General features: G+C 63.0%; 20 protein-coding genes. 10 read left to right on the top strand and 10 right to left on the bottom strand.

Annotated features, from left to right (window positions below; translation table 11 throughout):
* Positions 1–16: 16 nt before the first annotated feature.
* Positions 17–1,492 carry a cobyric acid synthase gene (locus AC1DX4_RS21435; protein WP_477222184.1) on the bottom strand — a complete coding sequence of 492 codons (1,476 nt, stop codon included), beginning with the start codon at positions 1,490–1,492 and terminating at the stop codon, positions 17–19.
* Positions 1,492–2,106 (bottom strand): dimethylsulfonioproprionate lyase family protein, encoded by a 615-nt coding sequence (locus AC1DX4_RS21430; protein ID WP_477222183.1) that lies wholly within the window; start codon positions 2,104–2,106, stop codon positions 1,492–1,494. The genes AC1DX4_RS21435 and AC1DX4_RS21430 overlap by 1 nt, the downstream gene beginning before the upstream one ends.
* 144 nt (positions 2,107–2,250) lie before the next feature.
* Between AC1DX4_RS21430 and AC1DX4_RS21425 the strand changes: the two genes are divergently transcribed.
* Both AC1DX4_RS21425 and mmsB read left to right on the top strand, forming a co-directional pair.
* On the top strand, positions 2,251–3,417 hold the full coding sequence (locus AC1DX4_RS21425) for an isobutyryl-CoA dehydrogenase (protein ID WP_477222182.1): 1,167 nt from the start codon (positions 2,251–2,253) through the stop codon (positions 3,415–3,417).
* A gap of 26 nt (positions 3,418–3,443) precedes the next feature.
* Positions 3,444–4,328, top strand: a complete 885-nt coding sequence (gene mmsB / locus AC1DX4_RS21420; RefSeq protein ID WP_477222181.1) for a 3-hydroxyisobutyrate dehydrogenase — start codon at positions 3,444–3,446, stop codon at positions 4,326–4,328.
* A gap of 279 nt (positions 4,329–4,607) precedes the next feature.
* Here mmsB and AC1DX4_RS21415 read toward each other — a convergent pair whose 3' ends face one another.
* From AC1DX4_RS21415 to AC1DX4_RS21400, 4 genes are all read right to left on the bottom strand, one after another.
* A complete protein-coding gene (locus AC1DX4_RS21415) occupies positions 4,608–5,252 on the bottom strand; it encodes a cytochrome c oxidase assembly factor Coa1 family protein (protein WP_477222180.1) in 645 nt (214 codons plus the stop codon).
* An 85-nt stretch (positions 5,253–5,337) separates the two neighbouring features.
* Entirely contained in the window at positions 5,338–5,703 is a 366-nt protein-coding gene (locus tag AC1DX4_RS21410; protein WP_477222179.1) for a hypothetical protein, read from the bottom strand.
* A gap of 241 nt (positions 5,704–5,944) precedes the next feature.
* Entirely contained in the window at positions 5,945–7,324 is a 1,380-nt protein-coding gene (locus AC1DX4_RS21405; protein ID WP_477222178.1) for an aspartate aminotransferase family protein, read from the bottom strand.
* Positions 7,325–7,568: 244 nt separating this feature from the next.
* Positions 7,569–9,638 (bottom strand): prolyl oligopeptidase family serine peptidase, encoded by a 2,070-nt coding sequence (locus tag AC1DX4_RS21400; RefSeq protein ID WP_477222177.1) that lies wholly within the window; start codon positions 9,636–9,638, stop codon positions 7,569–7,571.
* Positions 9,639–9,788: 150 nt separating this feature from the next.
* Here AC1DX4_RS21400 and AC1DX4_RS21395 point away from each other — a divergent pair, with 150 nt between their 5' ends.
* Positions 9,789–10,358, top strand: coding sequence for a hypothetical protein (locus AC1DX4_RS21395; protein WP_477222176.1), 570 nt, complete (start codon positions 9,789–9,791; stop codon positions 10,356–10,358).
* Here AC1DX4_RS21395 and AC1DX4_RS21390 read toward each other — a convergent pair.
* Positions 10,350–11,513 carry an MFS transporter gene (locus tag AC1DX4_RS21390; RefSeq protein ID WP_477222175.1) on the bottom strand — a complete coding sequence of 388 codons (1,164 nt, stop codon included), beginning with the start codon at positions 11,511–11,513 and terminating at the stop codon, positions 10,350–10,352. The two genes, AC1DX4_RS21395 and AC1DX4_RS21390, sit on opposite strands and share 9 nt — an antisense overlap.
* Entirely contained in the window at positions 11,510–12,691 is a 1,182-nt protein-coding gene (locus AC1DX4_RS21385) for an MFS transporter (RefSeq protein WP_477222174.1), read from the bottom strand. Before AC1DX4_RS21385 ends, AC1DX4_RS21390 begins: the two co-directional genes overlap by 4 nt.
* 254 nt (positions 12,692–12,945) lie before the next feature.
* Here AC1DX4_RS21385 and AC1DX4_RS21380 point away from each other — a divergent pair, with 254 nt between their 5' ends.
* The 4 genes from AC1DX4_RS21380 to AC1DX4_RS21365 all read left to right on the top strand — a co-directional run bounded on the left by AC1DX4_RS21380 (position 12,946) and on the right by AC1DX4_RS21365 (position 19,081).
* Positions 12,946–14,523: a trimethylamine methyltransferase family protein gene (locus AC1DX4_RS21380; RefSeq protein WP_477222173.1), complete on the top strand. Its 1,578-nt coding sequence runs from the start codon at positions 12,946–12,948 to the stop codon at positions 14,521–14,523.
* A gap of 140 nt (positions 14,524–14,663) precedes the next feature.
* Positions 14,664–15,149 (top strand): endonuclease domain-containing protein, encoded by a 486-nt coding sequence (locus AC1DX4_RS21375; RefSeq protein WP_477222172.1) that lies wholly within the window; start codon positions 14,664–14,666, stop codon positions 15,147–15,149.
* Positions 15,146–17,716, top strand: a complete 2,571-nt coding sequence (locus AC1DX4_RS21370) for a GcvT family protein (protein WP_477222171.1) — start codon at positions 15,146–15,148, stop codon at positions 17,714–17,716. Before AC1DX4_RS21375 ends, AC1DX4_RS21370 begins: the two co-directional genes overlap by 4 nt.
* A 9-nt stretch (positions 17,717–17,725) precedes the next feature.
* A complete protein-coding gene (locus AC1DX4_RS21365) occupies positions 17,726–19,081 on the top strand; it encodes a M24 family metallopeptidase (protein ID WP_477222170.1) in 1,356 nt (451 codons plus the stop codon).
* On the opposite strand, the gene AC1DX4_RS21360 is transcribed toward AC1DX4_RS21365, so the two are convergent.
* Positions 19,046–19,873 (bottom strand): phosphate/phosphite/phosphonate ABC transporter substrate-binding protein, encoded by an 828-nt coding sequence (locus AC1DX4_RS21360; RefSeq protein WP_477222169.1) that lies wholly within the window; start codon positions 19,871–19,873, stop codon positions 19,046–19,048. The genes AC1DX4_RS21365 and AC1DX4_RS21360 overlap by 36 nt on opposite strands.
* A gap of 91 nt (positions 19,874–19,964) precedes the next feature.
* On the bottom strand, positions 19,965–20,975 hold the full coding sequence (locus AC1DX4_RS21355; protein ID WP_477222168.1) for a fatty acid desaturase: 1,011 nt from the start codon (positions 20,973–20,975) through the stop codon (positions 19,965–19,967).
* A gap of 230 nt (positions 20,976–21,205) precedes the next feature.
* Here AC1DX4_RS21355 and AC1DX4_RS21350 point away from each other — a divergent pair, with 230 nt between their 5' ends.
* The 3 genes from AC1DX4_RS21350 (at position 21,206) to bmt (ending at position 23,888) form a co-directional block, all read left to right on the top strand.
* Positions 21,206–22,063, top strand: coding sequence for a helix-turn-helix domain-containing protein (locus AC1DX4_RS21350; protein WP_477222167.1), 858 nt, complete (start codon positions 21,206–21,208; stop codon positions 22,061–22,063).
* Positions 22,064–22,161: 98 nt separating this feature from the next.
* Positions 22,162–22,764, top strand: coding sequence for a DUF1989 domain-containing protein (locus AC1DX4_RS21345; RefSeq protein WP_477222166.1), 603 nt, complete (start codon positions 22,162–22,164; stop codon positions 22,762–22,764).
* Between the two features lie 101 nt (positions 22,765–22,865).
* Complete coding sequence (gene bmt / locus AC1DX4_RS21340) at positions 22,866–23,888, top strand: betaine--homocysteine S-methyltransferase (RefSeq protein ID WP_477222165.1); 1,023 nt, start codon at positions 22,866–22,868, stop codon at positions 23,886–23,888.
* Positions 23,889–23,892 lie beyond the last annotated feature (4 nt).

Raw genomic sequence — 23,892 nt, 5'->3', positions numbered from 1 at the left:
TGAATATCAGCACGCCTCAGCGAGCCAGCCCGAAAATCGCGTCACAGTCGAGGTGGCTCTCCAGCTCTGCGGCGACATCGTCCAGCGCCCGTTCGACTTCGGCGCGATAGTCAATGCCACCGCCCTTGATGCCGAGGCTTTCGAGGAATTTCCCGCGAAAAGCGTCAGCACCGAACAGGCCATGCATATAGGTGCCTAACACCTTGCCATCGGCTGAGATCGCGCCGTCCTCGGCACCATTGATGATCGCCGACGGCCGCATGGTGTCCGGGCCGGTGGTGCGGCCGAGATGGATTTCGTAGCCTTCGAGCGGCAGATCGAATTGGACCGAGCGCGCGCTGACATTGCGCACCGTCTTCTCCGGCTCCATCACCGTTTCGATATCGAGCAGGCCGAGCCCTTCGGCCTCGGTGACGCTGCCTTCGATGCCATCGGGGTCGCGCACGCTGCGGCCAAGCATCTGAAAACCACCGCAAATGCCGACGACATGACCGCCGCGCTTGCGATGCGCGGCCAGATCCCGGTCCCAGCCATTCTCGCGGAACTTTATGAGATCGCTGATCGTCGATTTGGAACCGGGAATGACCACCAGCCCGGCGTCTTGCGGCAGTGGCTTGCCGGGCGGCACGAACACCACTTCGACCTGCGGCTCGGCCTTGAGCGGGTCGAGATCGTCAAAATTGGCGATACGGCCGAGCATCGGCACCGCCACCTTCAGCGCGCGCGCCTCACCGGACGCTAGCCGCTCCAGCACCACCGAATCCTCCGAAGGCAGCCGCGCCGCTGCCTTCAGCCACGGCACGACGCCGAAGCAGCGCCATCCCGTGAACTTTTCGATCGCCCTCAGGCCGTCGTCGAACAGCGAGACATCGCCGCGGAACTTGTTGATGAGATAGCCGACGATCATGCGCCGGTCTTCTTCCGGCAGGATCAGATGCGTACCGGCGACCGAGGCGATGACGCCACCGCGGTCGATGTCACCGACCAACACCACGGGCACATCGGCACGCGTGGCAAAGCCCATATTGGCGATATCGCGGCTGCGCAAGTTGATTTCAGCTGGCGAACCGGCGCCCTCGACGATGACCAGATCGGCGCCCTCGCCCACCTTCGCCCAGGAGTCCAGCACGGCATCCATCAGCCGGCCCTTCAGCGCCTGGTAGTCGCGCGCCCGCGCCTCGCCGAACACCTTGCCCTGAACGATGACCTGGGCGCCGACATCGGTCTGCGGCTTGAGCAGCACCGGGTTCATATGGACCGATGGCGCCACACCGCAAGCGATCGCCTGCAGCCATTGCGCGCGGCCGATTTCGCCGCCGCCATGATTGTTGTCACCGGGAATGTCGGCGACGGCGGCGTTGTTCGACATGTTCTGCGGCTTGAACGGCCGCACCTTCAGCCCACGCTTTTTCGCGGCACGGCACAGGCCGGCGACCAGCACCGTCTTGCCAACATCCGAACCCGTGCCTTGCAGCATGATTGCCCTGGCCATCAGCCCCGGCCCTGCGTCGCGGTTCCGGTGATGGTGGATTTCGCCGCCAGCGGCCCGCCGCGCCAGATGTAGAGCGCCAGCAGCGGCTCGTTGCCGGTTCGCATGGCGTGGTTGACATTCGAGGCGTGGTGCACGACCTCGCCGGCCTCCCGCTTGCGAAAGCCGCCCTCGCCCATGCGCCATTCCGTACCGCCCGTCAGCGGAATGTAGATCTCCTCGGCGACGTGATGGTGGTCGGGATAGACGATATCAGGCCCAAGGATCAGCAGGCCGGCCGCCACCGCGTCATTGGCGAAATGCCCGCGCGTGCCGAACACTTCCAGCCAGCCGTAATTGTCGATGAAGGCCTTGCCGAAATCAGCCTTGGTGTAGGTCTGCCCCCAGTGCAATTCGTTGCGCTGCGCCGCCAGCACTTGCACCAGCGGCTTCGCATCGGATGGTGCCAGTTCGGCGGCGCGATCGAGATGGCGCAGGCAGCCGAGCGGATGCGGCTCCAGCGCGCGGGCCGGCATGTCCCAACCGATGCGCGCCACGGCGTCGCGCACCAGGGCGTTGTCCACGGAAGCGAGATAGGCGTGGAAGCGTCGCAGCAGTTCATCGAATTTTGTCGTCACATCTCGCTCCGGACATGCATTGATGCACAGCCGCTCCGCAGGGGATCGGGTTGCGCGGCGGCATCATTGGTCTAGATTGGTGCGCGCGCAAAGCCAAAAACGACAGGCCAGCGGGCTAGCTGACCAGCACATAGGGAGCACGCCATGGACGCCGCGGTGGATGCGAGCACCAGCCAGTTCGAACTCAATGAGGAGCAGCGCGCCATCCAGGAGATGGCGCAGGCCTTCGCCGCCGACCGCGTCGCGCCGAACGCGCTCGACTGGGATCGCAGGAAGTACTTTCCTGCTGATGTGATCCGCGAGACCGGCCCGCTCGGCCTAGGCGGCATCTATGTCAGGGACGATGTCGGCGGCTCCGCGCTGGGCCGCCTCGACGCCGTGCTGATCTTCGAGGCGCTGTCGCATGCAGATCCTGCCTTTTCGTCCTTCATCTCGATCCACAACATGGTGGCCTCGATGATCGATCGTTTCGGCAATGAGGAGCAGCGCCAGCGCTTCCTGCCTAAGCTGACTTCGATGGAATGGCTGGCAAGCTACTGCCTGACCGAACCAGGCTCCGGCTCCGATGCCGCGGCGCTCAAGACACGCGCGGTGAAAAGCGGCGGCGACTACATCCTCAACGGCGCCAAGCAGTTCATCTCGGGTGCCGGCGACAGCGATGTCTATGCCGTGATGGTGCGCACCGGCGCCGACGGGCCGAAAGGCATTTCCACCATCGTCGTGCCAAAAGATGCTCCCGGCCTCTCCTTCGGCGCCAACGAGCACAAGATGGGCTGGCATATGCAGTCGACCCGCCAGGTCATCTTCGAGGACTGCAAGGTGCCGGCGGAAAACCTTTTGTCGGGTGAAGGCGCCGGTTTCGGCATCGCCATGGCCGGACTCGATGGCGGCCGGCTCAACATCGCCGCCTGTTCGCTGGGCGGCGCGCAATCGGCGCTCGACAAGGCGCTGTCGTACACGGCTGAGCGCAAGGCCTTTGGCTCGAAGATCAACCAGTTCCAGGCGCTACAGTTCAGGCTGGCCGACATGGAGACCGAGCTGCAGGCGGCGCGCATCTTCCTCTATGCGGCGGCCTCCAAACTCGACCGCAAGGCGCCCGATGCCGGCAAATGGTCTGCCATGGCCAAGCGATTCGTCACCGATACCGGCTTCACCGTCGCCAACGATGCGCTGCAATTGCTCGGCGGCTATGGCTATCTGCACGATTACGGCATCGAGAAACTGGTACGCGATCTGCGCGTCCACCAGATCCTTGAAGGCACCAACGAGATCATGCGCGTCATCATCGCGCGCGCGCTGATCGGCCGCTGAAGCCAGCAAACTCCGGGAGAGAGACAATGACGACGATCGCCTTCATCGGCCTCGGTAACATGGGCAATCCAATGGCCGCCAATCTGGTCAAGGCGGGGCATGCGGTGCACGGTTTCGACCTCATGCCGGAAAACCTCACCGTCGCCAAAGAACATGGCGTGACGATCATGGCGAATGCCTTGGCGGCGGTGAAGGACGCCGACGTGGTGATCACCATGCTGCCGGCCGGCAAGCACGTGCTGTCGGTCTATGCGGACATCGCGCCCGAGGCAAAAAAGGGCGCGCTGTTCATCGATTCCTCGACGATCGACGTCGATTCGGCGCGCAAGGCACATGCAATCGCCGCAAAGCACGGCTTGCTGTCGATCGACGCGCCGGTTTCGGGCGGCACCGGCGGAGCGACGGCTGGCACGCTGACCTTCATGGCCGGCGGCTCTGACGATGCCTTCGCCGCCGCCGGACCTATCCTGAAGCCGATGGCCGGACGCATCGTCCATTGCGGCGGCGACGGTGCCGGCCAGGCGGCAAAGATCTGCAACAACATGATCCTCGGCATTTCGATGATCGGCGTCGCCGAGGCTTTCGTGCTGGCCGAAAAACTCGGCCTGTCGCATCAGGCGCTGTTCGACGTCGCCTCGACCTCGTCGGGCCAATGCTGGTCCTTGACCACCTATTGCCCGGTGCCCGGCCCGGTGCCCACTTCGCCCGCCAACAGGGATTACAAGCCGGGCTTCGCCGCGGCGCTTATGCTGAAAGATCTGAAATTGTCCCAGGAAGCAGCACTTGGCGCAGGCGCGGTGACGCCGCTTGGCGCCGAAGCAGCACAGCTCTACGCCCTGTTCAACGCCCAGGGGCATGGCGGCGCCGATTTCTCCGGCATAATTAATTTTCTCAGAGGTGACGCAGCGTAACCAGAGGATTTGATGGGCTTTTCCGGAATCGTCGGGCAGAAAATCCGCAAATTTAGATTTGCTTAAGCTCTCGATAACTTGGCGGTAACGATGTCCCTATAAAACGGATGGTGAGGCGGACATATCGCATCCGCCCGGCGCTCCGGATCAGGTCTCGCGTACCGGAGCCCGTAAGTTTCGCAGTGTTTCAGTAGCGAAGCGCCATGCGTATCTGGCAAAGCCGCGTTCCCGATGGAGCGCGGTTTTTGCGTTTCTGCCGCGCACAATCAAGCCTGACGTCTATATTCCGATCGCCGCGTTCGGAATTGGCACATGATCTTCGTTGGTCAATACAATCGGCGCGTCCACCCCATCCACCCTGACCACCAGCAGCCGCATGCTCCATGTGCCTGCATTGCGAACCAGGCGGGAAAAGACGGTGCCCTTACCCTTGGCGCCATGGACCGGAATGCTGAACTGGGCGTCGCCCGCGCCGTTCGCGTTGACGTTGAGACTGCCGCCAACCCAGAAATTGTCGGTCACGTCGTCGCCGATCGCGGCCTTCACGCGTGTGTCGGCGCGAATGGCATCCATGGTCATGTGATAGGCATCACTGCCTTTCAGGATGTAGGGGACGCTGCCTACTGTCGCCGCGCAACCGCCGATCCCCACCACCCAGACGACCAGCCCGGCGATTGCCCAGTTGCGTTGCGTCTTGCGGAATTGCTCGGCATCGCGCCAGGCCCGGTTCTGCCAGGCCCAGCGGCTGCCGCGCGCGCCAAGCACGAAGATCATGATGAGGTTGACGACCGGGATCAGTGCCAGCAACGCGATGAAAGTGCTGTTGCCTATGCCCCAGATCCAGTTGAGGAAGAAGGCGCCCCAATTCCAGCGGTCGAGTTCGGGAGGAATTTCAGCCGGCTGGTTGAGCGGTTGTCCGGCCATGATGTCCCCCATCGGTGCGTATGCCGATCGGTTCTAGCCTATGATCTCGACAATGCGCAAAATCAAAGTTTCCGCAGCGTCCACTTCACGCCTTTGTCGACAGCCGGCGAAAATTCGCCTTCACCGCGCGGCTGGCTGGCTTCAGCCCGGCATTGATCGACCGTTCCGCCGCGACGCCGTTGAACAGCGACGGCGTACGACCGGAAAGCAGTTCCGGCCAGAACCGCGATGCGGACTGCAGGAAGGACATCTGCGCCGCGAACGCGCCCTCGGCGATTGCCGCGGTCTTCTCGTTCACCGCACGCGCGGTTTCGGTGCCCCAGGGCTGGCTGCTGCCGGCGTCCATTGCCATCAACGGCAGGCGCATCATTGCCACCAGCGGCGCCAGCATCAGGTCGGCGCCGATGCTGGCTGCTTCTTGCGCGCGTCGGCTCTTGCCGGTTTTTCTCATGGAAATGAACCCCTTGTCGCAGCCGGGCCGGCTGCTGCCTCACACACTACGCGCGGAGGATGAAGTAGTTCCGCATTGCGGCAGCATGTTTCTCGAGGCCGGGCGTTCCCTCTAGGAAACGCCCGGGTCGAGGTTCGCTTAGAGCAGTTCACCGTTTCACGGAAAACGGCGAACCACTCTAACTCTTTGTTTTGACGCAATTCCGGACAGAAAACCGTTCACACTTTTCCTGGAATTGCTCTCAGCGCTTGCGCAGATCCGCCTGTGCCAGATCCAGCGCTTTGCCGATACGCTCGCAGGCCATGTCGATCGTGTCGCGGGTCCAGATCAGCGGCGGCGACAGGATCATGGTGTCGCCGGTCGCGCGCAGCATCATGCCGTTGGCAATGGCATGGTCGCGCACCGTCACCGCCGCACTTCCCGACGGCAGGAAACGTTCCTTGGTCGCCTTGTCCTTGACGATCTCGATCGCGCCCATCAGGCCGATCGAGCGCACCTCGCCGACGAGATCATGCCCGGCAATGCGCTCCTGCAGGGCCTTGGCGAAATAAGGTCCGGTGTCGTCCCTGACGCGGTCGACCAACCCTTCTTGCTCGATGATCTCCAGGTTCTTCAGCGCCACGGCACAGGCCACCGGGTGGCCGGCATAGGTGTAGCCATGGTTGAACTCGCCACCCTTCTCGACCAGCGTCGAGGCGATGCGATCACCGACCAGCAATGCCGACAGCGGCTGATAGCCTGACGTCAGCGCCTTGGCCGTGGTGATGGTGTCGGGCTCGATGCCGAAGGTCTGCGCAGCGAACCACTCGCCCGTGCGGCCATAGCCGGTGATGACCTCGTCCAGCATCAGCAACACATCGTATTTGCGGCAGATGCGCTGCACTTCGGGCCAGTAGCTGGCCGGCGGGATCTTGACGCCGCCCGCGCCCATCACCGGCTCGCCGATGAAAGCCGCGACCTTGTCGGCGCCGGCCTCAATGATGGCGTCCTCGACCGACTTAGCCGCGCGCAGGCCGAAATCATGATCGCTTTCGCCCGGCAGCGCCAGCTCATAGGCATAGGGCATCATCACATGGACGATGTTGGGCACCGCCCCGTTGAGCTGCTTATGCATGGAATCCATGCCGCCAAGCGAGGTGCCGGCGATGGTCGAACCGTGATAGGCCATCTTGCGCGAGATGATGCGGTTCTTCTCAGGCTTGCCTTCCAACACCCAGTAGTGACGGACAAGACGCAATGCGGTGTCGTTGGCTTCCGAACCGGATGAACCGTAGAAGACCTGGTTGACGTTCTTCGGCGTGATTTCGGCCAGCTTCTTGGACAACAGCACCGGCGTCGGCGTCGAGCATTTGAAGAAGGAATTGTAGTAGGGCAGTTCCTTCATCTGGGCGTAAGCGGCCTCGGCCAGCTCGTGGCGGCCATAGCCGATGTTGACGCACCACAAGCCGGCCATACCGTCGAGTAACTCAGCCCCTTCGGAATCGTAGATGAACGGGCCGTTGGCGTGGGTGATGATGCGGGAACCCGCTTCGCGCAATTCCTTGTGGTCGGTAAAGGGATGCAGATGATGCGCGGCGTCGATCTGCTGAAGCTGCTTCAGCGAATAATTCTGATAGGTCATGTCTCTGATCTTTCCTCTGAAATCATTCCGGCGGTGCCGGGGCGAATTCGTCAGAGGATGGCAGGCGGTGAATAACCGATGCGGGCGCACAGCCGCAAAAGCTCCGCCCGCAGCGTGCGCGATGACGGTGTCACCGCAACCCGGAATGCGCGAACTGATAGCCTAGCGAGAGCCATGGCAGGCACCTTAGAGCAAAGGGTGGTCAAGGTGAACCACCCTTTGCTTGGCCCATGGCAGAATACCTCTAGGCCTTGGCGCTCAGCGCCCGTTGCAGGAACACGTACTTCATCGCCGTCTGCGCCGCTTGCGGCCGGCGGTCACCGCGACCGCCATGTCCGCCCTCGGTCTCCTCGAAGAACAGCGTCCTGGCATGGCCTGCCTCCTGTAGGCGGGCCGCCATCTTGCGCGCATGGCCGGGATGGACGCGATCATCGGCGGTCGAGGTCGTCAGAAGCACCGGCGGATAGGCCGCATCGCCCCGGACATGCTGGTAGGGCGAATAGGCCGACAGCCACTTGGCGTCTTCCGGCTGTGATGGATCGCCATATTCGGCCATCCAGGAGGCGCCGGGCGGCAATTGCGTGTAGCGCAGCATGTCGAGCAGCGGTACCTCGATGATGACCGCACCGAAGAGTTCCGGATGCTGCGTCAGGGAAACACCCGTCAGCAGGCCACCATTCGAGCCGCCCTGGATGCCGAGCGAGCTTGCCGTCGCGATGCCGCGTCTGACGACGTCTTCGGCCACCGCGGCGAAATCGTCGAAACCGTTCTGGCGATTGCCTTTCAGCGCCGCCTGGTGCCAGGCCGGCCCGAACTCGCCACCGCCACGGATGCAGGCCTGGACATAGGCGTTGCCCTTCTCCAGCCACAGCCTGCCGCGCACGCCGGCATACCCCGGCAGCAACGGCACTTCGAAGCCGCCATAGCCATAGAGAAGCGTCGGCACCGGACCTTTCTGGTCGCGGCGCCTGACGACAAAGTACGGGATCATCGTGCCGTCCTTCGAGCGCGCCTCGAACTGTTCCGAGATCAGCGGCGCGGCATCGAAACGCGCCGGCTGCGACTTCACTGTGGCGAGCGTCTCGCCATTGTCGTCAGACCAGATGATCGAGCTCGGCGTCAGGAAATCCGTGAAGGAGAACGACACGCTGGAACCGAAATGCTCGGCGTGGCTGATGCCGACAGTGCCGTTTTCAGGCAGCGCAACCGGCTTCATCGACCAGGCGCCATCCCTGCGCTCGCAGACAAGAACCTTGCCGCGCACATTGTCCATAAGGCTGATGAACAGCCGGTCCTGCGTGCGGGCAATGCCGGCGATGGACACCCGATAGGCCGGCGCCAACAAGGTTTCGATGGCGCCGAAACTGCCGGTTTCGATCCAGTGCGCGAAATCGAGCGAGTAAAGCCCGTCCGGCTGGCAGGCCGTGCCGTCCGGCGCCGTCCACGGTGTACGCACCCCGAACAGCAGCTGGTCCTTGAACAGCGATGTGTCGGTGACATCGTCGGGCAGCGGAACGCGCCTGTTTTCGCCAGAAGGCAGATACAGAAAACTGTGCGATGCGAAGAAATTGATTGCCCGGGCCAGGAACACGTGACGCTTGTCGCCGTCGAACTCGACGCCGGCTCCGGCGGCGAGATCGTCTTTCTGTGCCTCGAAGATCGGCGTCGCCTCTTCCAGCCTGGTGCCACGCTTCCAGAGCTTGATCACGCGCGGGTAGCCGGACTCGGTCTTGTCAGCGTCCTCGATGGCCGCCGAGACGATGACCGTGTCCTTGTCCAGCCAACCGAAACCCGACTTCGACGCCGACGCGCGAAACCCGCCCTCGATAAACGATCTGGTCTCTATGTCGAATTCGCGCATCTCGCTGGCGTCGCCGCCATCCGGTGACATCGACAGCAGGCAGCGGCTAAAATCTGGATAGAGCCGGCTGGCGCCGCTAAACACCCATTTGATCCCCTCCTTCGCCGCGAGCTGGTCGAAGTCGATGATCGTTTCCCAGACCGGCTTTTCGGTCTTGTAGGAGGCAACTGTCGTGCGGCGCCACAGGCCGAGCGCATTGGTCTTGTCCTGCCAGAAATTATAGACATGGCCGGCAATTGCCGCGCCGACGGCGATGTTGTCCTCGGCCGTCATCAGGTCGAGCGCCGTTTGGAACGACGCCTGATAGGACGGATTGCCCTGCAATTCGCCAACCGAGACCTCGTTCTGGCGATGCACCCAGTCGAGAGACTGTTTGCTGGTCCTGTCCTCCAGCCAGAGGAAGGGATCGTCAGCCGTGGAATTTGGCAGGCTCAGTGAGGTCGACTTGGTCATATGGTCTCCGATAAACTCATCAAGGCGCGGTGTCGCAAACATCGTCATGCCACTACCGAAATTCAATTGGAACGCACGAAAGAAGCGATCCCGCCACACAGCGTCAACTGAGACGCCTTATCGAGGGATGAGTCGCCACGAGGAAACCTCATGCAATTTCTCTACATTGCGAAAGAGAGATTTGGACCGTCCAGCGGCACGGAATGGACGAAGTACGTCGAGTGGTCTGGCCTCACTCAACTGACCGAGGTGGTCACGCTGGATGGCATGCTCGGCCCGATTGCACTTGAGGAGACGAAAGACAATTACTGGCCTCACATTGTGAATGAGGACTGGATGCTCGATTTCTTTGTAGACTTGGATTTCCTGCTTTCGGAACTGACGGATACGAGCGCATGGAACATTTTAAGCGTCATCCGAAGACCGCAGGCTGACGTGGGTTCGGCTGACTGGGGCGGCTTCACCTTCCTGGGCTACGACTTGCTGGATCAGGAAGCTGCCACAAGTGCATTGACCAATTGCGGCGGATTTCCCGATGTGTTTGCCAATTCAGAACTGTCCCACCTTGGGCTAATACCCGACTTTGATCGTGCAGCCGAAATTCAAGACATGCTGCGCAGAATGCACCCCGAGGAACGCCACGCCAATTGCGATATGTGGGCAATTTCCAGATGGCAAGGCAGTGACAGACCTCAAAATCCCGCTGTCGCTTCACGCTGATCTGCGGCCAAAAACACTCGCCACCGCCAGCGCCAGGCACATCAGGCCAAGCGTGATCGGCAGTCCGCCCGCGCCCAGTATATCCATGGCGGTCCCTGCCAGTGGCGGCACGGCGATGCCACCAACGCCCCACATCAGCGAGAAGGCGGCGTTGCCGGCGATCAATGTCGAGCCGGTGAAGCGCTCGCCAAGCTCGATGATCGACATCGTGTAGATGCCGTAGGAAACCGCACCCCAGACGAAGATCATCGGCCAGATCAGCGGCGTTTCGATGAGAAGCGGCAGCAGCACGCATCCGAGCACCGTCAAGAAGACACAGCCAAGCCGCACCAGGCGTGCGGTCAGCCTCTCCGCCAGCAGGCCGAGCGGCACCTGCATGGCGATGTTGCCGGCGATCATCATCGACAGCAGCGCCGACATGCGGACTTCCGCGATGCCGTGATGGGTGCCATAGACCGGCAGCAAGGCCAGCGCGCCCTGTTCGAAACCCGCGGCCACGATAACGGCGAACAAGAGCAGCCACGCCATCGGCACGAAGCCCAGGACGGACACCTGATGCCCGGCCTCGTCCACCTTTGGCAGGCGCGGCAGCACCGACGCCAGGCAGATGCCGCACAGCACGAAAGCGCAGATGCCGACGAGAAAGGGCGGCCACCCCTGCGTGCCGACGGCAAGCAGGCAAAGCGGCCCGGTCGCAAATCCGGCCGAGATGATCGTCGAATAGACGCCCATGATGCGGCCGCGCCGGGCCGGCGGCGCCAGTGCGATCACCCAGATTTCGCTTAAGACATAGAGCGGATTGGTCACCACGCCGATCAGGAAGCGCAGCGGGAACCACAAATAGACATTCTGTGTCCAGCCGATCAGCGCCAGCACGATTGCCGAAAGGGCCGCACAGGTGAGCGCCGTGCGCCCTGCCCCGAACCACCGCGCCAGCGCCGGGATCAGGGGCGACGAGACAATGAAGCCGATGGGGGTCATGGCCGCCGACAGGCCGATCATCGCTGGCGAGACGTCCTGGCGCTGCAGGATGAAGCTCAACAGCGGATAGGACAGCCCCTGCGCGATGGCGAACACCGAGACGGTCGCGATCACGCCGGTGATCGCTGCCCACTGCATGCGGGTTTCGCTTTTGTCCGAACCCGCCGCGGTCATGCCTTGCTGCTCCGGCGGACCGATGAGCGATAGAGCGCGAAGATCACCAACAAGGCATCGAGGCCGATGATCACCACAGGCAGCCCCAGCGGACCGATGCCTTGCATCAGCAGGCCGGCGCCCGGTGGGCCGACAATGCCGCCAACACCCCACAGCAAGGCAAAAGCCGCATTGCCGGTGACCAGCAGCGTGCCCTTGAAGCGGCTGCCGAGTTCGACCAGCGCCATCGTATAGACGCCGTAACCGACAGCACCCATCACCAGCAGCACGCCCCAGATCAGCGGCGTCATGATCAGCAGCGGCAGCAGCGCCGCGCAAACCATTGTCGCCACCGCGCAGGCCAGGATCATCGGGCGGCCGCCGAACCGCTCGGCGAGCAGGCCGAGTGGGATCTGCAGCAGGATGTTGCCGAGCGACAGCGCCATCACCAGCGCGGCGAGGATCGCTTCCGGCAGGCCATAGCCAGCACCGAAGACCGGGACCAGCGCATAGGTGCTTTGCTGGACGGCGGCCGAGACCAGCACGGCCAGCAGCAGCGCCGGCGCCAGCCGGGCAAAACCGACAAAGCTGCCGGCAGGCTGGCCATCATCCTCGAAGCCGGTGAGTTTTGATGAGACAAGGCGCAGAATGACGGCACAAAGCAAGAAGCCGCCGACACCGACGCTGAACGGTGCCCAGCCCGATGTGCCGATGAAGGTCAAGGTGAAAGGTCCCGCCGCATAGCCGGCGCCCATCAGCGTGTTGAACACCCCCATCACCCGGCCACGCCGCGAAGGCGGGGCCAGTGACAATGCCCAGACCTCGCCAAGGATATAGAGCGGGTTGATGACGACGCCGACAATGAAGCGGATAAGGTACCAGGCCACCCAGTTCTGCAGATAGCCGATCGCCAGGAAGCACAGCGCACCAATCAGCGAGCAGCCGACCGCCAGGTTGCGTGCACCGACCAGCCGCACCGCGGCCGGCACGAACGATGCTGACAGGATCAGCCCGAGCGGCATCATAGCCGCCGACAGGCCGATCAACCCCGGCGACATGCCTTGCTTCTGCATCAGAAGCGTGAACAGCGGCGAGCTCAACCCTTGCGCGGCGCCGAACATGGCAAGTGCTGCGGTGACGCCGGCGAGCGCTGCCCACTGCGTTCCCGCTTCGCCTTCGCTCGAGCCGGTTGCCACCATTCCGTCATTCCATATGAGGTGCCGGCAGACCTCCCGGCCGGCAAGGTCACTGCTACGGGTTCAATCCGGGGAAAGAAAGGGCCGGCAGGGGAAATCCGCTTGCGCCAACCGGACGGTGATCAGGCGAATGTCGCGGCCACGCAGCTGCCGTTCCGGCATGTCGCTTCCCTCGCCCTAGTGGTCGCCGCCTCCGCAATGGCCGACGGGCCGCCGGTCCATTATGCCGCCCGCTATCGCATCCTACGAGGACCATCATGACCGCCGCCCTACAACCCTTGGAATCGGCACAGGCGCCCGACCGTGCCCGCCGTGGCGGCCGCGCCGGAAAGCGCGCCGGCGGCTCGGCCGCCTTTGAGCAGCCGGCTTTCCGCCAGTTGAGAAACCCGCTGACGCCGACCAAACTGGTTTCCGAAGACGAACTGGAATCGATCCACCTCGCGTCCTTGCGCGTACTCAGGGAAATCGGCGTCGACGTCCTTCACGACGAGGCCCGCCGTATCATGAAGGCGCATGGCGCCGACGTGCGTGAAGGCTCAGAGCGCGTGCGCTTCGACAGCGATATGATCCTGGACCTGGTGTCGAACTGCCCGTCCGAATTCACCATCCATTCCCGCAATCCCGCGCACAATGTGCGTTTCGGCGGCGACAATGTGATCATCTCGATGATGGCCTCGGCGCCCAATTGCTCGGACATCGATCGTGGTCGCCGGCCTGGCAACCAGCAGGACTATCGCAACTTCCTGCGCCTGGCGCAGATGCACAACATCCTGAACTGCACCGGCGGCTATCCGGTTGAGCCGACCGATATCCATCCGTCGGTCCGCCACCTCGAGTGCATCCGCGACCTCGCCACGCTGACCGACAAGGTGTTCCACATCTATTCGCTCGGCAAGGAGCGCAATGTGGACGGCATCGAGATCGCCAGGATCGCGCGCGGCATCAGCCATGAGCAACTGCTCGAGGAACCGTCCGTCTTCACCATCATCAACACCAATTCTCCGCTCAAGCTCGACGTGCCGATGATGGAAGGCATCATCCAGATGTCGAGCAAGGGCCAGGTCGTTGTCGTCACGCCCTTCACCCTGTCGGGTGCGATGGCGCCGGTCACCATCGCCGGCGCACTGGTGCAGCAGAATGCCGAGGCGCTGTCCGGCATCGCCTTTGCCCAGATGGTGAGGAAAGGCGCGCCTGTCGGCTATGGCGGTTTCACCTCCAATGTCGACATGAAGTCCGGCTCACCGGCCTTCGGCACGCCGGAATACATGAAGGCGCAGCTTGTCGGCGGCCAACTGGCCCGCCGCTACAACATCCCCTACCGCACCTCCAACACCTGCGCCGCCAACACGGTCGACGCGCAGGCAGCCTATGAGAGCGTGTTCTCGCTCTGGGGCGCCATCCAGGGCGGCGGCAATCTGATGATGCATGCCGCCGGCTGGCTCGAAGGCGGCCTGCGCTGCTCCTACGAAAAGACTATTCTCGACATCGACCTGTTGCAGATGGTAGCCGAATTCCTGACCCCGCTCGACATGTCCGACGAGGCGCTCGGCTTCGACGCCATCCAGTCGGTCGGCCCGGGCGGCCATTTCTTCGGTACCCAGCACACGCAGGACCGCTACAAGAACGCCTTCTACTCGCCAATCCTGTCCGACTGGCGCAATTTCGAGACCTGGGCTGAAGCCGGCTCGCCGACCGCGCTGGAAAAGGCCAACAAGGTGTGGAAGGAACGGCTGGCGTCCTACGAAGAACCTTACATGGATCCGGCGATCCGCGAAGAGCTCAACGACTTCGTCCAGAAGCGCACGGCCGAAGGCGGCGCGCCGACCGATTTTTGATCGTCTGTACTGGTTTGATGAATAGTCGACCCCCACTCCGTCGAGCTTCGCTCGCCACCTCTCCCCCGATCGACGGGGGAGAGGAAGGGCGCGAGCTGATGCAGGCTGGCTCCCTTCCTCTCCCTCCGGAGGGGGGAGAGGTGGCGCCGCGAAGCGGCGACGGAGTGGGGGAAGGCGCTGGTCAAACCCGCAGTCGCCGCAAGACAGGCACAACCCACCGTACGCGTAATCTCCGGCAAGCAGGCAATCAAGCGGAAGCCTTGCTTTGGCTTGAACTGAAGGGGCGAAAACTCGGCGGCTATCGCTTTACGCGTCAGTTCTCCATCGGCCCCTTTTTCGCAGACTTCGCCTGCCGCGAGCGATGGCTCGTCGTCGAGATTGACGGCTCACAACACGCCGACAGTTCCTATGACCGCCGCCGCGACGACTTTATGCGCGATCAAGGCTATTTGATACTGCGTGTCTGGAGCCATGATGTCCTGAAACATCGTACTTCCGTCTGTGAAACCATTCTTGCCGCGCTTGATGGCAGGCTGGCCGAAAACGTCGCAGTTTCCGACCTACAGTTTGTTTTCGCGCAGCGCTCATCCGATTCAATTTCTCTAAAAACGGACCTATCTTCATGAAATCCCACGTAAAAGCGGTTGTCATCGGCGGCGGTGTCGTTGGCTGCTCGGTACTGTATCACCTGGCCAAGGCCGGCTGGACCGACATCATGCTGATCGAGCGCTCGGAGCTGACCTCCGGCTCGTCCTGGCACGCGGCGGGCGGCTTCCATACGCTGAACGGCGACCCCAACGTCGCCAAGCTGCAGGCCTATACGGTTCAGCTTTACAAGGAGATCGAGGAAATCTCCGGCCAGTCCTGCTCGCTGCATCTGACCGGCGGTGTGATGATGGCCGATACGCCGGAGCGCATGGATTTCCTCAGGCTGGCCCACGCCAAGGGCCGCTATCTCGGCATGGACACCGAGCTGATCACGCCGTCCGAAGCCAAGGCAATGTTCCCGCTGATGGACGAGAGCAACTTCGTCGGCGCCATGTGGGACCCGGTTGAAGGCCATCTCGATCCGTCCGGCACCACCATCGCCTATTCCAAGGCGGCCAAGAAACTCGGCGCCGAGATCGTGCTGCGCAACCGCGTCGTCGACCTGACGCAGCAGCCGGACGGCACCTGGAACGTCGTCACCGAACAGGGCACGGTCCACGCCGAGCATGTCGTCAACTGTGGTGGCCTGTGGGCGCGCGAGATCGGCCGCATGGTCGGCGTCGAACTGCCGGTGCTGGCCATGGAGCACATGTATTTGCTCACCGAGCCGATGCCGGAGGTCGAGGAATTCAACAAGTCGACCGGCCGCGAAATGATCGGCGTGCTCGACTTCAAGGGCGAGATCTACACCCGCCAGGAGCGCAACGGCATCCTGCTCGGCACCTATGAAAAGGCCTGCAAGCCGTGGTCGCCGGTCAACACGCCATGGGATTTCGGCCATGAACTGCTGCCGCCCGATCTCGACCGCATCGCGCCGTCGCTGGAAATCGGCTTCAAGCATTTCCCCGGCATCGAGAAGGCCGGCATCAAGCAGATCATCAACGGCCCCTTCACCTTCGCGCTGGACGGCAATCCACTGGTCGGCCCGGTGCAGGGCCTGACCAATTTCTGGTGCGCCTGCGCCGTCATGGCCGGCTTCAGCCAGGGCGGAGGCGTCGGCCTCGCGCTGTCGAACTGGATGGTGCATGGCGATCCCGGCTTCGACGTCTGGGGCATGGATGTCGCCCGCTTCGGCGAATGGGCCGGCCTGCGCTACACCAACGCCAAGGTCCGTGAAAACTATTCGCGCCGCTTCTCGATCCGCTTCCCCAACGAAGAACTGCCAGCGGCACGCCCGGCGCAGACGACGCCGCTCTACGACACCATGCTGGCCAACAACGCCGTCATGGGCGACAGCTGGGGCCTCGAGACGCCGCTCTGGTTCGCACCGAAGGGCAAGGAGCCCAGGGATATCGTCTCCTTCCACCGCTCCAACGATTTTGGGCCGATCGGCGAGGAGGTGCGCGCCACGCGCGAGCGCGTCGGCGTCACCGAAATCGCCAACTTCGCCAAATACGAAGTGTCGGGACCGGGCGCGGAAGAATTCCTCAACCGGCTGATGACCAACCGCATGCCGAAGACCGGCCGCATCGTGCTCACCCCGATGATCAACGAATTCGGCAAGCTGATCGGCGACTTCACCATCGCCAAGGCCGGTGAAGACCGCTTCATGATCTGGGGTTCGTCGGCCGCGCAGAAATACCACATGCGTTGGTTCGAGAAGCACTTGCCGAAGGATGGTTCGGTGCGCATCCATCGCTTCGACCAGACGCTGGTCGGCCTCTCGATCGCAGGACCGAAATCCCGCGACCTCCTGCAGAAGCTGGTCGACGTCGACATCTCGACCAAAGCCTTCCGCTTCATGGATTTCCGCGAGATGGCGGTCGGCGGTGCACCGTGCCTGGTCAACCGCATCACCTATACCGGCGACCTCGGCTACGAGATCTGGATGGCGCCGGCCTATGAGCGCCTGGTGTACAAGGCGATCAAGGATGCTGGCGAGGAATTCGGCGTGGTCGATTTCGGCATGCGCGCTTTGCTCTCCATGCGCCTCGAAAAGAACTTCCCGACCTGGTTCCGCGAGCTACGGCCGATCTACGGCCCGTTCGAAGGTTCGATGGACCGCTTCATCAAGCTCGAGAAGAACGATTTCATCGGCCGCGAAGCCGCCGCCAAGGAACAGGCGGAAGGCCCGAAACTTCGCCGCGTCTCCTTCATCGTCGACGCTGCCGATGCCGATGTGATGGGCGACGAGCCGATCTGGGCCAAGGTCAGCAAGGATTACGGCACGGTGGAAAAGCCGCATGGCTACGGCGCGCCGCGCTTCGACACATCAGGCAAGGAAATCCGTGGCTCCAAGGCCGCTGAAGGCGCATCCGCCGTGCGCGGTATCGTCGATGGCGACTGGCGCGTGGTCGGTTGGGTGACCTCGGGTGGCTATGCCCACTATGTCCAGAAGTCGATGGCGCAAGGCTATGTGCCGGCGGCACTGGCCGAGGATGAAAGCGTCGGCCTGTTCGAGATCGAGATCCTCGGCCAGCGGCGTCCGGCCCGCATCAATGTCGAGGCGCCGTTCGACCCGAGCGGCGAGAAGATGCGGAGCTGAGGTTCGACCATGGACAGCGCGGGACCAAAGGGTAGCTTCGGTCGCCACCGCAAGATCATGCCGTTCGAGCCAGGCTCGATCGAAGCCCTGCGCGACGCCTCACGCCAGAAGGCGGCTTCGCTCAACCAGCATGTGCTGGGCTATGGCGCCCAGGCGGAGGCTGAATGGGCTGCGGCAGGCATTGTCGCGCCCGACCTTCCGGCGATGCGGAAATACCGGTTGGAGCGCATCCGCGCCGAGCTGAAGCGCCGCAACTATGCCGGCGCCCTGCTCTACGACCCGGTCAACATCCGCTACGCCACCGACTCGACCAACATGCAGCTGTGGGTGGCGCACAACCCCACACGGCATTGTTTCGTCGCCGCCGAAGGGCCGGTGGTGCTGTTCGATTATTTTTCCTGCGAGCATCTGTCCGACCATTCCGGCGTCGTCGACGAGGTGCGGCCGGCTATCTCGTGGATGTATCTCTATGGCGGCGAACTGACGGAGCAGAAAGTCCGCCGCTGGGCCGCCGGCATCGCCGATCTGGTGAAAGAACATGGCGGCGGCAACAGCCGCATCGCCGTCGATCACATCAATCCGGAAGGCGTCGAGGAACTGGCGCGGCTTGGTGTCTCCATCGGCAATGGCGAAGCGGTGATGGAGAATGCTCGGCTGATCAAATCACCGGACGAAATCCTCGCCATGCGCCGCGCCATCGTCGCTTGCGAGGCGGCGATGGGGGAGATGGAACAGGCGCTGAAGCCGGGCATCTCCGAGAACGAATTGTGGGCGGAGCTGCATCGCGGCAACATCGCGCGCGGCGGCGAGTGGATCGAAACGCGGCTGCTGGCATCGGGCCCGCGCACCAATCCGTGGTTCCAGGAATGCTCGTCGCGCGTGATCGAAGCGGGCGACCTCGTTGCCTTCGACACCGACCTGATCGGCCCCTACGGCTTCTGCGCCGACCTGTCGCGCACCTGGCTGTGCGGCGACGGAAACCCGACCAACGAGCAGCGCGATCTGTTCCGCATTGCCGCCGACCAGATCACGCACAACACTGAATTGATGCAAGCCGGCATCTCGTTCCGCGATCTTGTCGAGCGCTCGGCGGTGCCGCCTGGGGACTGTTTCCCGACACGCTATGGCGTGCTTTACCACGGCGTCGGCCTGGCCGACGAATACCCGACCTTGCCACATGCCAGCGACTGGACGCCGGACACGCCGGACGCCGTGCTGGAACCAGGCATGGTGCTGTGCGTGGAAAGCTATATTGGCAGGCTGGGCGGGCGCGAAGGTGTCAAGATCGAGGAGCAGATCCTGATCACCGAGACCGGCAACGAGCAGCTGTCAACCTACCCGCTGGATGCGAGGCTGCTCGGCTAGGCTGGCAAGGGCTTCGCGCATTGCCTTGACTGTTTTTTCCGGAGTCGCCCTGGCGGTGATGAAGGGCAGGCCCTTGCGCCGTGCCGTCCAGCCGACGATCACGACCTTGCCGGCCGCCGGCTCGAAACGCTGCGCCAGCGCCCAGCTTTCGCAGTCGATCGCGGCGACATCCGCGCTACCCTCGGCGACCGCGACGATCGAGCCGCGATGGCCGCCGCTTTCGGCGCGCGAGGAAAAGATATCGAGGCTTTCCCCGGCCGCCTGCAGATCGCGCGTCAGCCCAATGCTGCCCGACATCGAATCGAGACTGTTGAAGGTGAAGCGCTTGCTACGCATCAGGTCGAGTGGCAGCACCGCCTTGCCGTCCGCGGGTGACCGAACCTCCGGGCCCTCGCCTGTCCGCATCACCAGTGCGCTGGAATAAAGCTCGCTTTGCCCGCCTTCGTAGGCATCGTAGCTCGGCTGGCCGACAACCTGCACATGGCTCGACAGGCCAAGCTCCATCGGCCCCCAGCAGGTCTGTGCGAACAGCAGCGCCGGGTGCAGCCAGAGCTTGTGATAATCGAGTTCGTCCGGCGACAATGTCGCCGGATCCGGTGCGATCAAGGCGCCCTGAACATCAAATATGCCGCCAAGCACGGGCGGCATATCGCCATTGCGGCGCACGATGGTTTGCGGCGCATCGATGCCCCTTTGCCGGAAAGCGTCCCGCAACCGTACCCATTGCGCGTCGACCTCAGCGCGCACTTCAGGCCAGTCGTACATCGGCAACGCCGCAATCAGTTCGCTCATCCCGGTATCAAATCACCACGTCTGGAGAAAGGATCGCAAAAACGCGGCGTCCAATCAGAATTGGCCGACACGGGACCCAGGGTTGCCCGAATTATTCCTTGGGCGGCTCGGCGGGCACCGGCGCGGTGCCGAGCCCACTGACATTGCGCGCCCGGATGCGCGGCTGGAACGCCCGGCCGTGCTCAGGCGCACGCCGCAGCACCGGATGCACGATCGGCTCCTTGGCCTTGAACGCGTAGGCTTTGATCAGCGCGAAATAGTTCGGATAGGCATAGCCATTGTTCATCCGCAGCCATTCCTCACGGCGATCGCGAAACAGTTTGGGCAGTCTGTACCAGGCCACGGCAGGCGTCTTGTGGTGGACGAAGTGCAGATTGTTGTTGAGGAACAGGAACGACAGCGGCGAGCGTTCGATGATCACCGTGCGGCCTTCCGGATGCTCGGACCACTGATGCTCGGCGAAGGTGCGGATAGCAATCAGCGACTGGCCGAGCCAGACCGGCGCCAGAATGTAGAGCCAAAGCGGAATGCCAAAGCCGAACTGCACGATCGGCGCCACAATGGCAAGACCGATCGCATGCAGCAGCCAGGCTTTGCGGATCGCCTTGTCGCCGGCCATGATCTGCTTGGCGTCGTCGATGAAGAAGCCGATGCAGGACAGCCAGGGGCCAAGGAAGAAACGGCCGGCCATGGTGTTGTTGAGCTTGAGCAGGAATTTCATCGTCGGCGGCAATTCGTCATGCTGCCACATCGCCTGGTAGTAGCTTTCCGGGTCATCGAGCGGATCGGTCAGCCGCTCATCGGCATGGTGGCGCAAGTGCAGCGTCTTGAAGCGGCGGAACGGCCAGACCAGGCCGATCGGCAGGAAGACGAAAGCTTCGTTGATCAGCGCGCTGCGCGTCGGATGGCCATGCAGAACTTCGTGCATGATCGACGACTGCAGTGCCAAGATGAAGCCAAGGATGGCGAGGGCGAGGATGGGATGGGATGGCCAGAGCAGGAAACCGGTGGCGAGCCATGTTCCGTAACAGAAGAAAGCGAGAACCACGGTTGGCCATTCGATGGCCGGTGCGTTGCGTCGCTTGATGCTCTTGCCTGTCATGCTATCGACCACTGTCCCTCAGTCGCCGGAACCCCCAGTGGTTCCTGACAGCATAGTGTCAGGAGAAGTGATTCCACTCAACGAGACAAAGTGTACAAAATGTTGCGATTGCGCATATTTGACCGCACATGTTACACATTGTAAACAACCTTAGGGATTCATTTACGCCTAGAGAGCCGGTTCGACGTCTCGGGCGCAAATTTTTCCTAAGAGATGGCGGAGAACGAACAGTGGACAAACGCGACCTGTCAGCAATCTTTCGGGAACGTTTGAAGCTGCTCCTGACACGCTCCGACCTCAACCAGTCGGCATTCGCGTCAGCAGTCGGCATCGATCGGTCGGCGCTGTCGCAGCTCATGTCCGGCGCCTCGACGCGCCTGCCACGCGCCGAAACGCTGCTCAACATCGCCGCCGAATTCAAAGTGTCGCTGGACTGGCTGCTCGGCCTCAGCCAGGACGAAGGCGTCACCGGCGAAATCCGCGAAAGCCTGGAGATCGAGGAAGCGCCCGACGGTTTCGACCGCACGCTGCTCGCCAAATGGTTCGCCGAAGCCGCAGGCACCAAGATCCGCTACGTGCCGGCCGGCATTCCCGATCTCCTGCGAACCCGCGCGCTGGTCGACTACGAGGCCAACATCACCAACAGGAGCCGCTTGGCCCAGGCCAGCGAAACCCAATACCGCATCGAATACAACCGGCGCCCGGAAACCGACATGGAAGTCTGCATGCCGCGCCACACGCTGGAGATTTTTGCACGCGGCCTCGGCGTCTGGGACCGTTTTCCCGAAGCCGACCGGCGGCAGCAGCTCGCCCATATGGCGACGCTGCTCGACGACCTGTACCCGACCTTCCGCCTGTTTCTCTACGACGGCCGTATGCGCTATTCGATCCCGCTGACCATCTTCGGCCCCTACCGCGCCGCCATCTATGTCGGCGACATGTATGTGGTGCTGAACGCCACCCAACCGATCCAGGCGCTGACCCAGCATTTCGACAATCTGATCCGCGCCGCCGACATCAACCCACACGAGGCCGCCGCCTACGCGCGCAATCTGGCCGGCATGTCGTTCCCGTCAGGCTCTGTCTGATCGACCGCAATCGTGGTCATTGGCCCCGACATGATCGAGGGCCAAGCCACTCGCCCAAGTCAGTTGCCCAAGTCGATGGCATGCCCAGAGGACAGCCCATGTCAGACCCACGTCGCATCGTCGTCCCTCCCCAATCGGGCCGCTCGATCCATGTCAAACGCGGCGATCTCATCCGCATCATCGACACGAAGGGACAGCAGGTCGCCGATCTCTGGGCGTTCGCGACCGGAGATCAGTTCGACTGGCTGAGCACGTCGCAGACCCGCGACATCACCGAGCGCCTATTCCCCGGCATCGGCGACCATTTCTATAGCGCCGCCGCCAGGCCGATGCTGACATTGGTCGAGAACGCCTCGCCCGGCCCGCATGACATGCTCTACCCCGCCTGTGACTCGGCCCTCTACGAGCGTGCCGGCTTCCCCAACCACCCCAATTGCCGGGACAATCTGATGCAGGCGCTGGCTGCCGAGGGCATATCGCTGCCCTTCGCCCCCGACCCCGTCGATCTCTTCCAGAACTCCCTGCCGCAGCCGGACGGCAGGCTGGTGGTCGAGGCATCGATCAATCCGCCCGGCGGCAATGTGACGTTGCTTGCCGAACAGGACCTGCTTCTGGTGGTCACCGCCTGCTCGGTCGACTATTACCCGACCAATGGCGGGGTCTGCACCGAGATCGCCGTCGAGATCACGTCCGGATCGTGAGCAAGCGCTTCAATCCAGCAGGAAGGTCGTGGCAAATCATTGACTGGACATAAAGACTTCTTTATATCCTTATTCGAATTCGAAACACGAAAGCCAATCCGATGACGACGACCAATCCGATCGATGCCCTGCTGGCTGAAAAGGGTGTGCTGCTGGCCGATGGCGCCACCGGCACCAATCTGTTCGCCATGGGCCTGGAGGCCGGCGAGGCACCGGAATTGCTGAACGAGACGGCGCCCGACACCATCACCAGCCTGCACCAGAACTTCGTCGATGCCGGCGCCGACATCATCCTGACCAACTCCTTCGGCGGCACCCGCCACCGGCTCAAGCTCCACCACGCGCAGGACCGCGTGCATGCGCTGAACAAACGCGCCGCCGAGATCGCCCGCGCCGTCGCCGACAAGGCCGGCCGCAAGGTGATCGTCGCCGGCTCCGTCGGCCCGACCGGCGAATTGCTGGTGCCGCTTGGCGCCATGACCTATGACGAGGCGGTCGACGCTTTTGCCGAACAGATCGAGGGTCTCAAGGAAGGCGGCGCCGAAGTCGCCTGGATCGAGACCATGTCGGCGCCCGACGAAATCCGCGCCGCCGCAGAAGCCGCCATCCGCGTCGGCCTGCCCTACACCTATACCGGCTCCTTCGACACCGCCGGCCGCACCATGATGGGCCTGTTGCCGAAGGACATCCACGGCGTCGTCGACGGCCTGTCTGAAGCACCGCTCGGCGTTGGCGCCAATTGCGGTGTCGGCGCCTCCGACATCCTGGCCTCGCTGCTCGACGTGACCGAGGCGAAGCCGCAGGCGACCGTTATCGTCAAGGGCAATTGCGGCATTCCCGAATTTCGCGGCACCGAGATTCATTACTCCGGCACGCCGGAACTCATGGCCGACTATGTCCGTCTCGCTGTCGATGCCGGCGCGAAAATCGTCGGCGGCTGCTGCGGCACCTCGTTCCAGCACCTTGCTGCGATGCGCAAGGCGCTCGACGCCCATACCAAGGCGGATCGTCCGACGGTTGCGGCGATCGTCGAGCGCATCGGCCCGATGCGCAACAAGGTGGCGACGGAAAACACCGCCGAGACCAGCGAAGCCCGCCGCGAACGGCGCCGCAGCCGGGCCTGACTCG

This window comes from Mesorhizobium sp. P3_A8 (genome assembly GCF_056402995.1).
The sequence above is the reverse complement of the archived record's forward strand: the minus strand, read 5'-3'. Positions and strand labels throughout refer to the sequence as shown.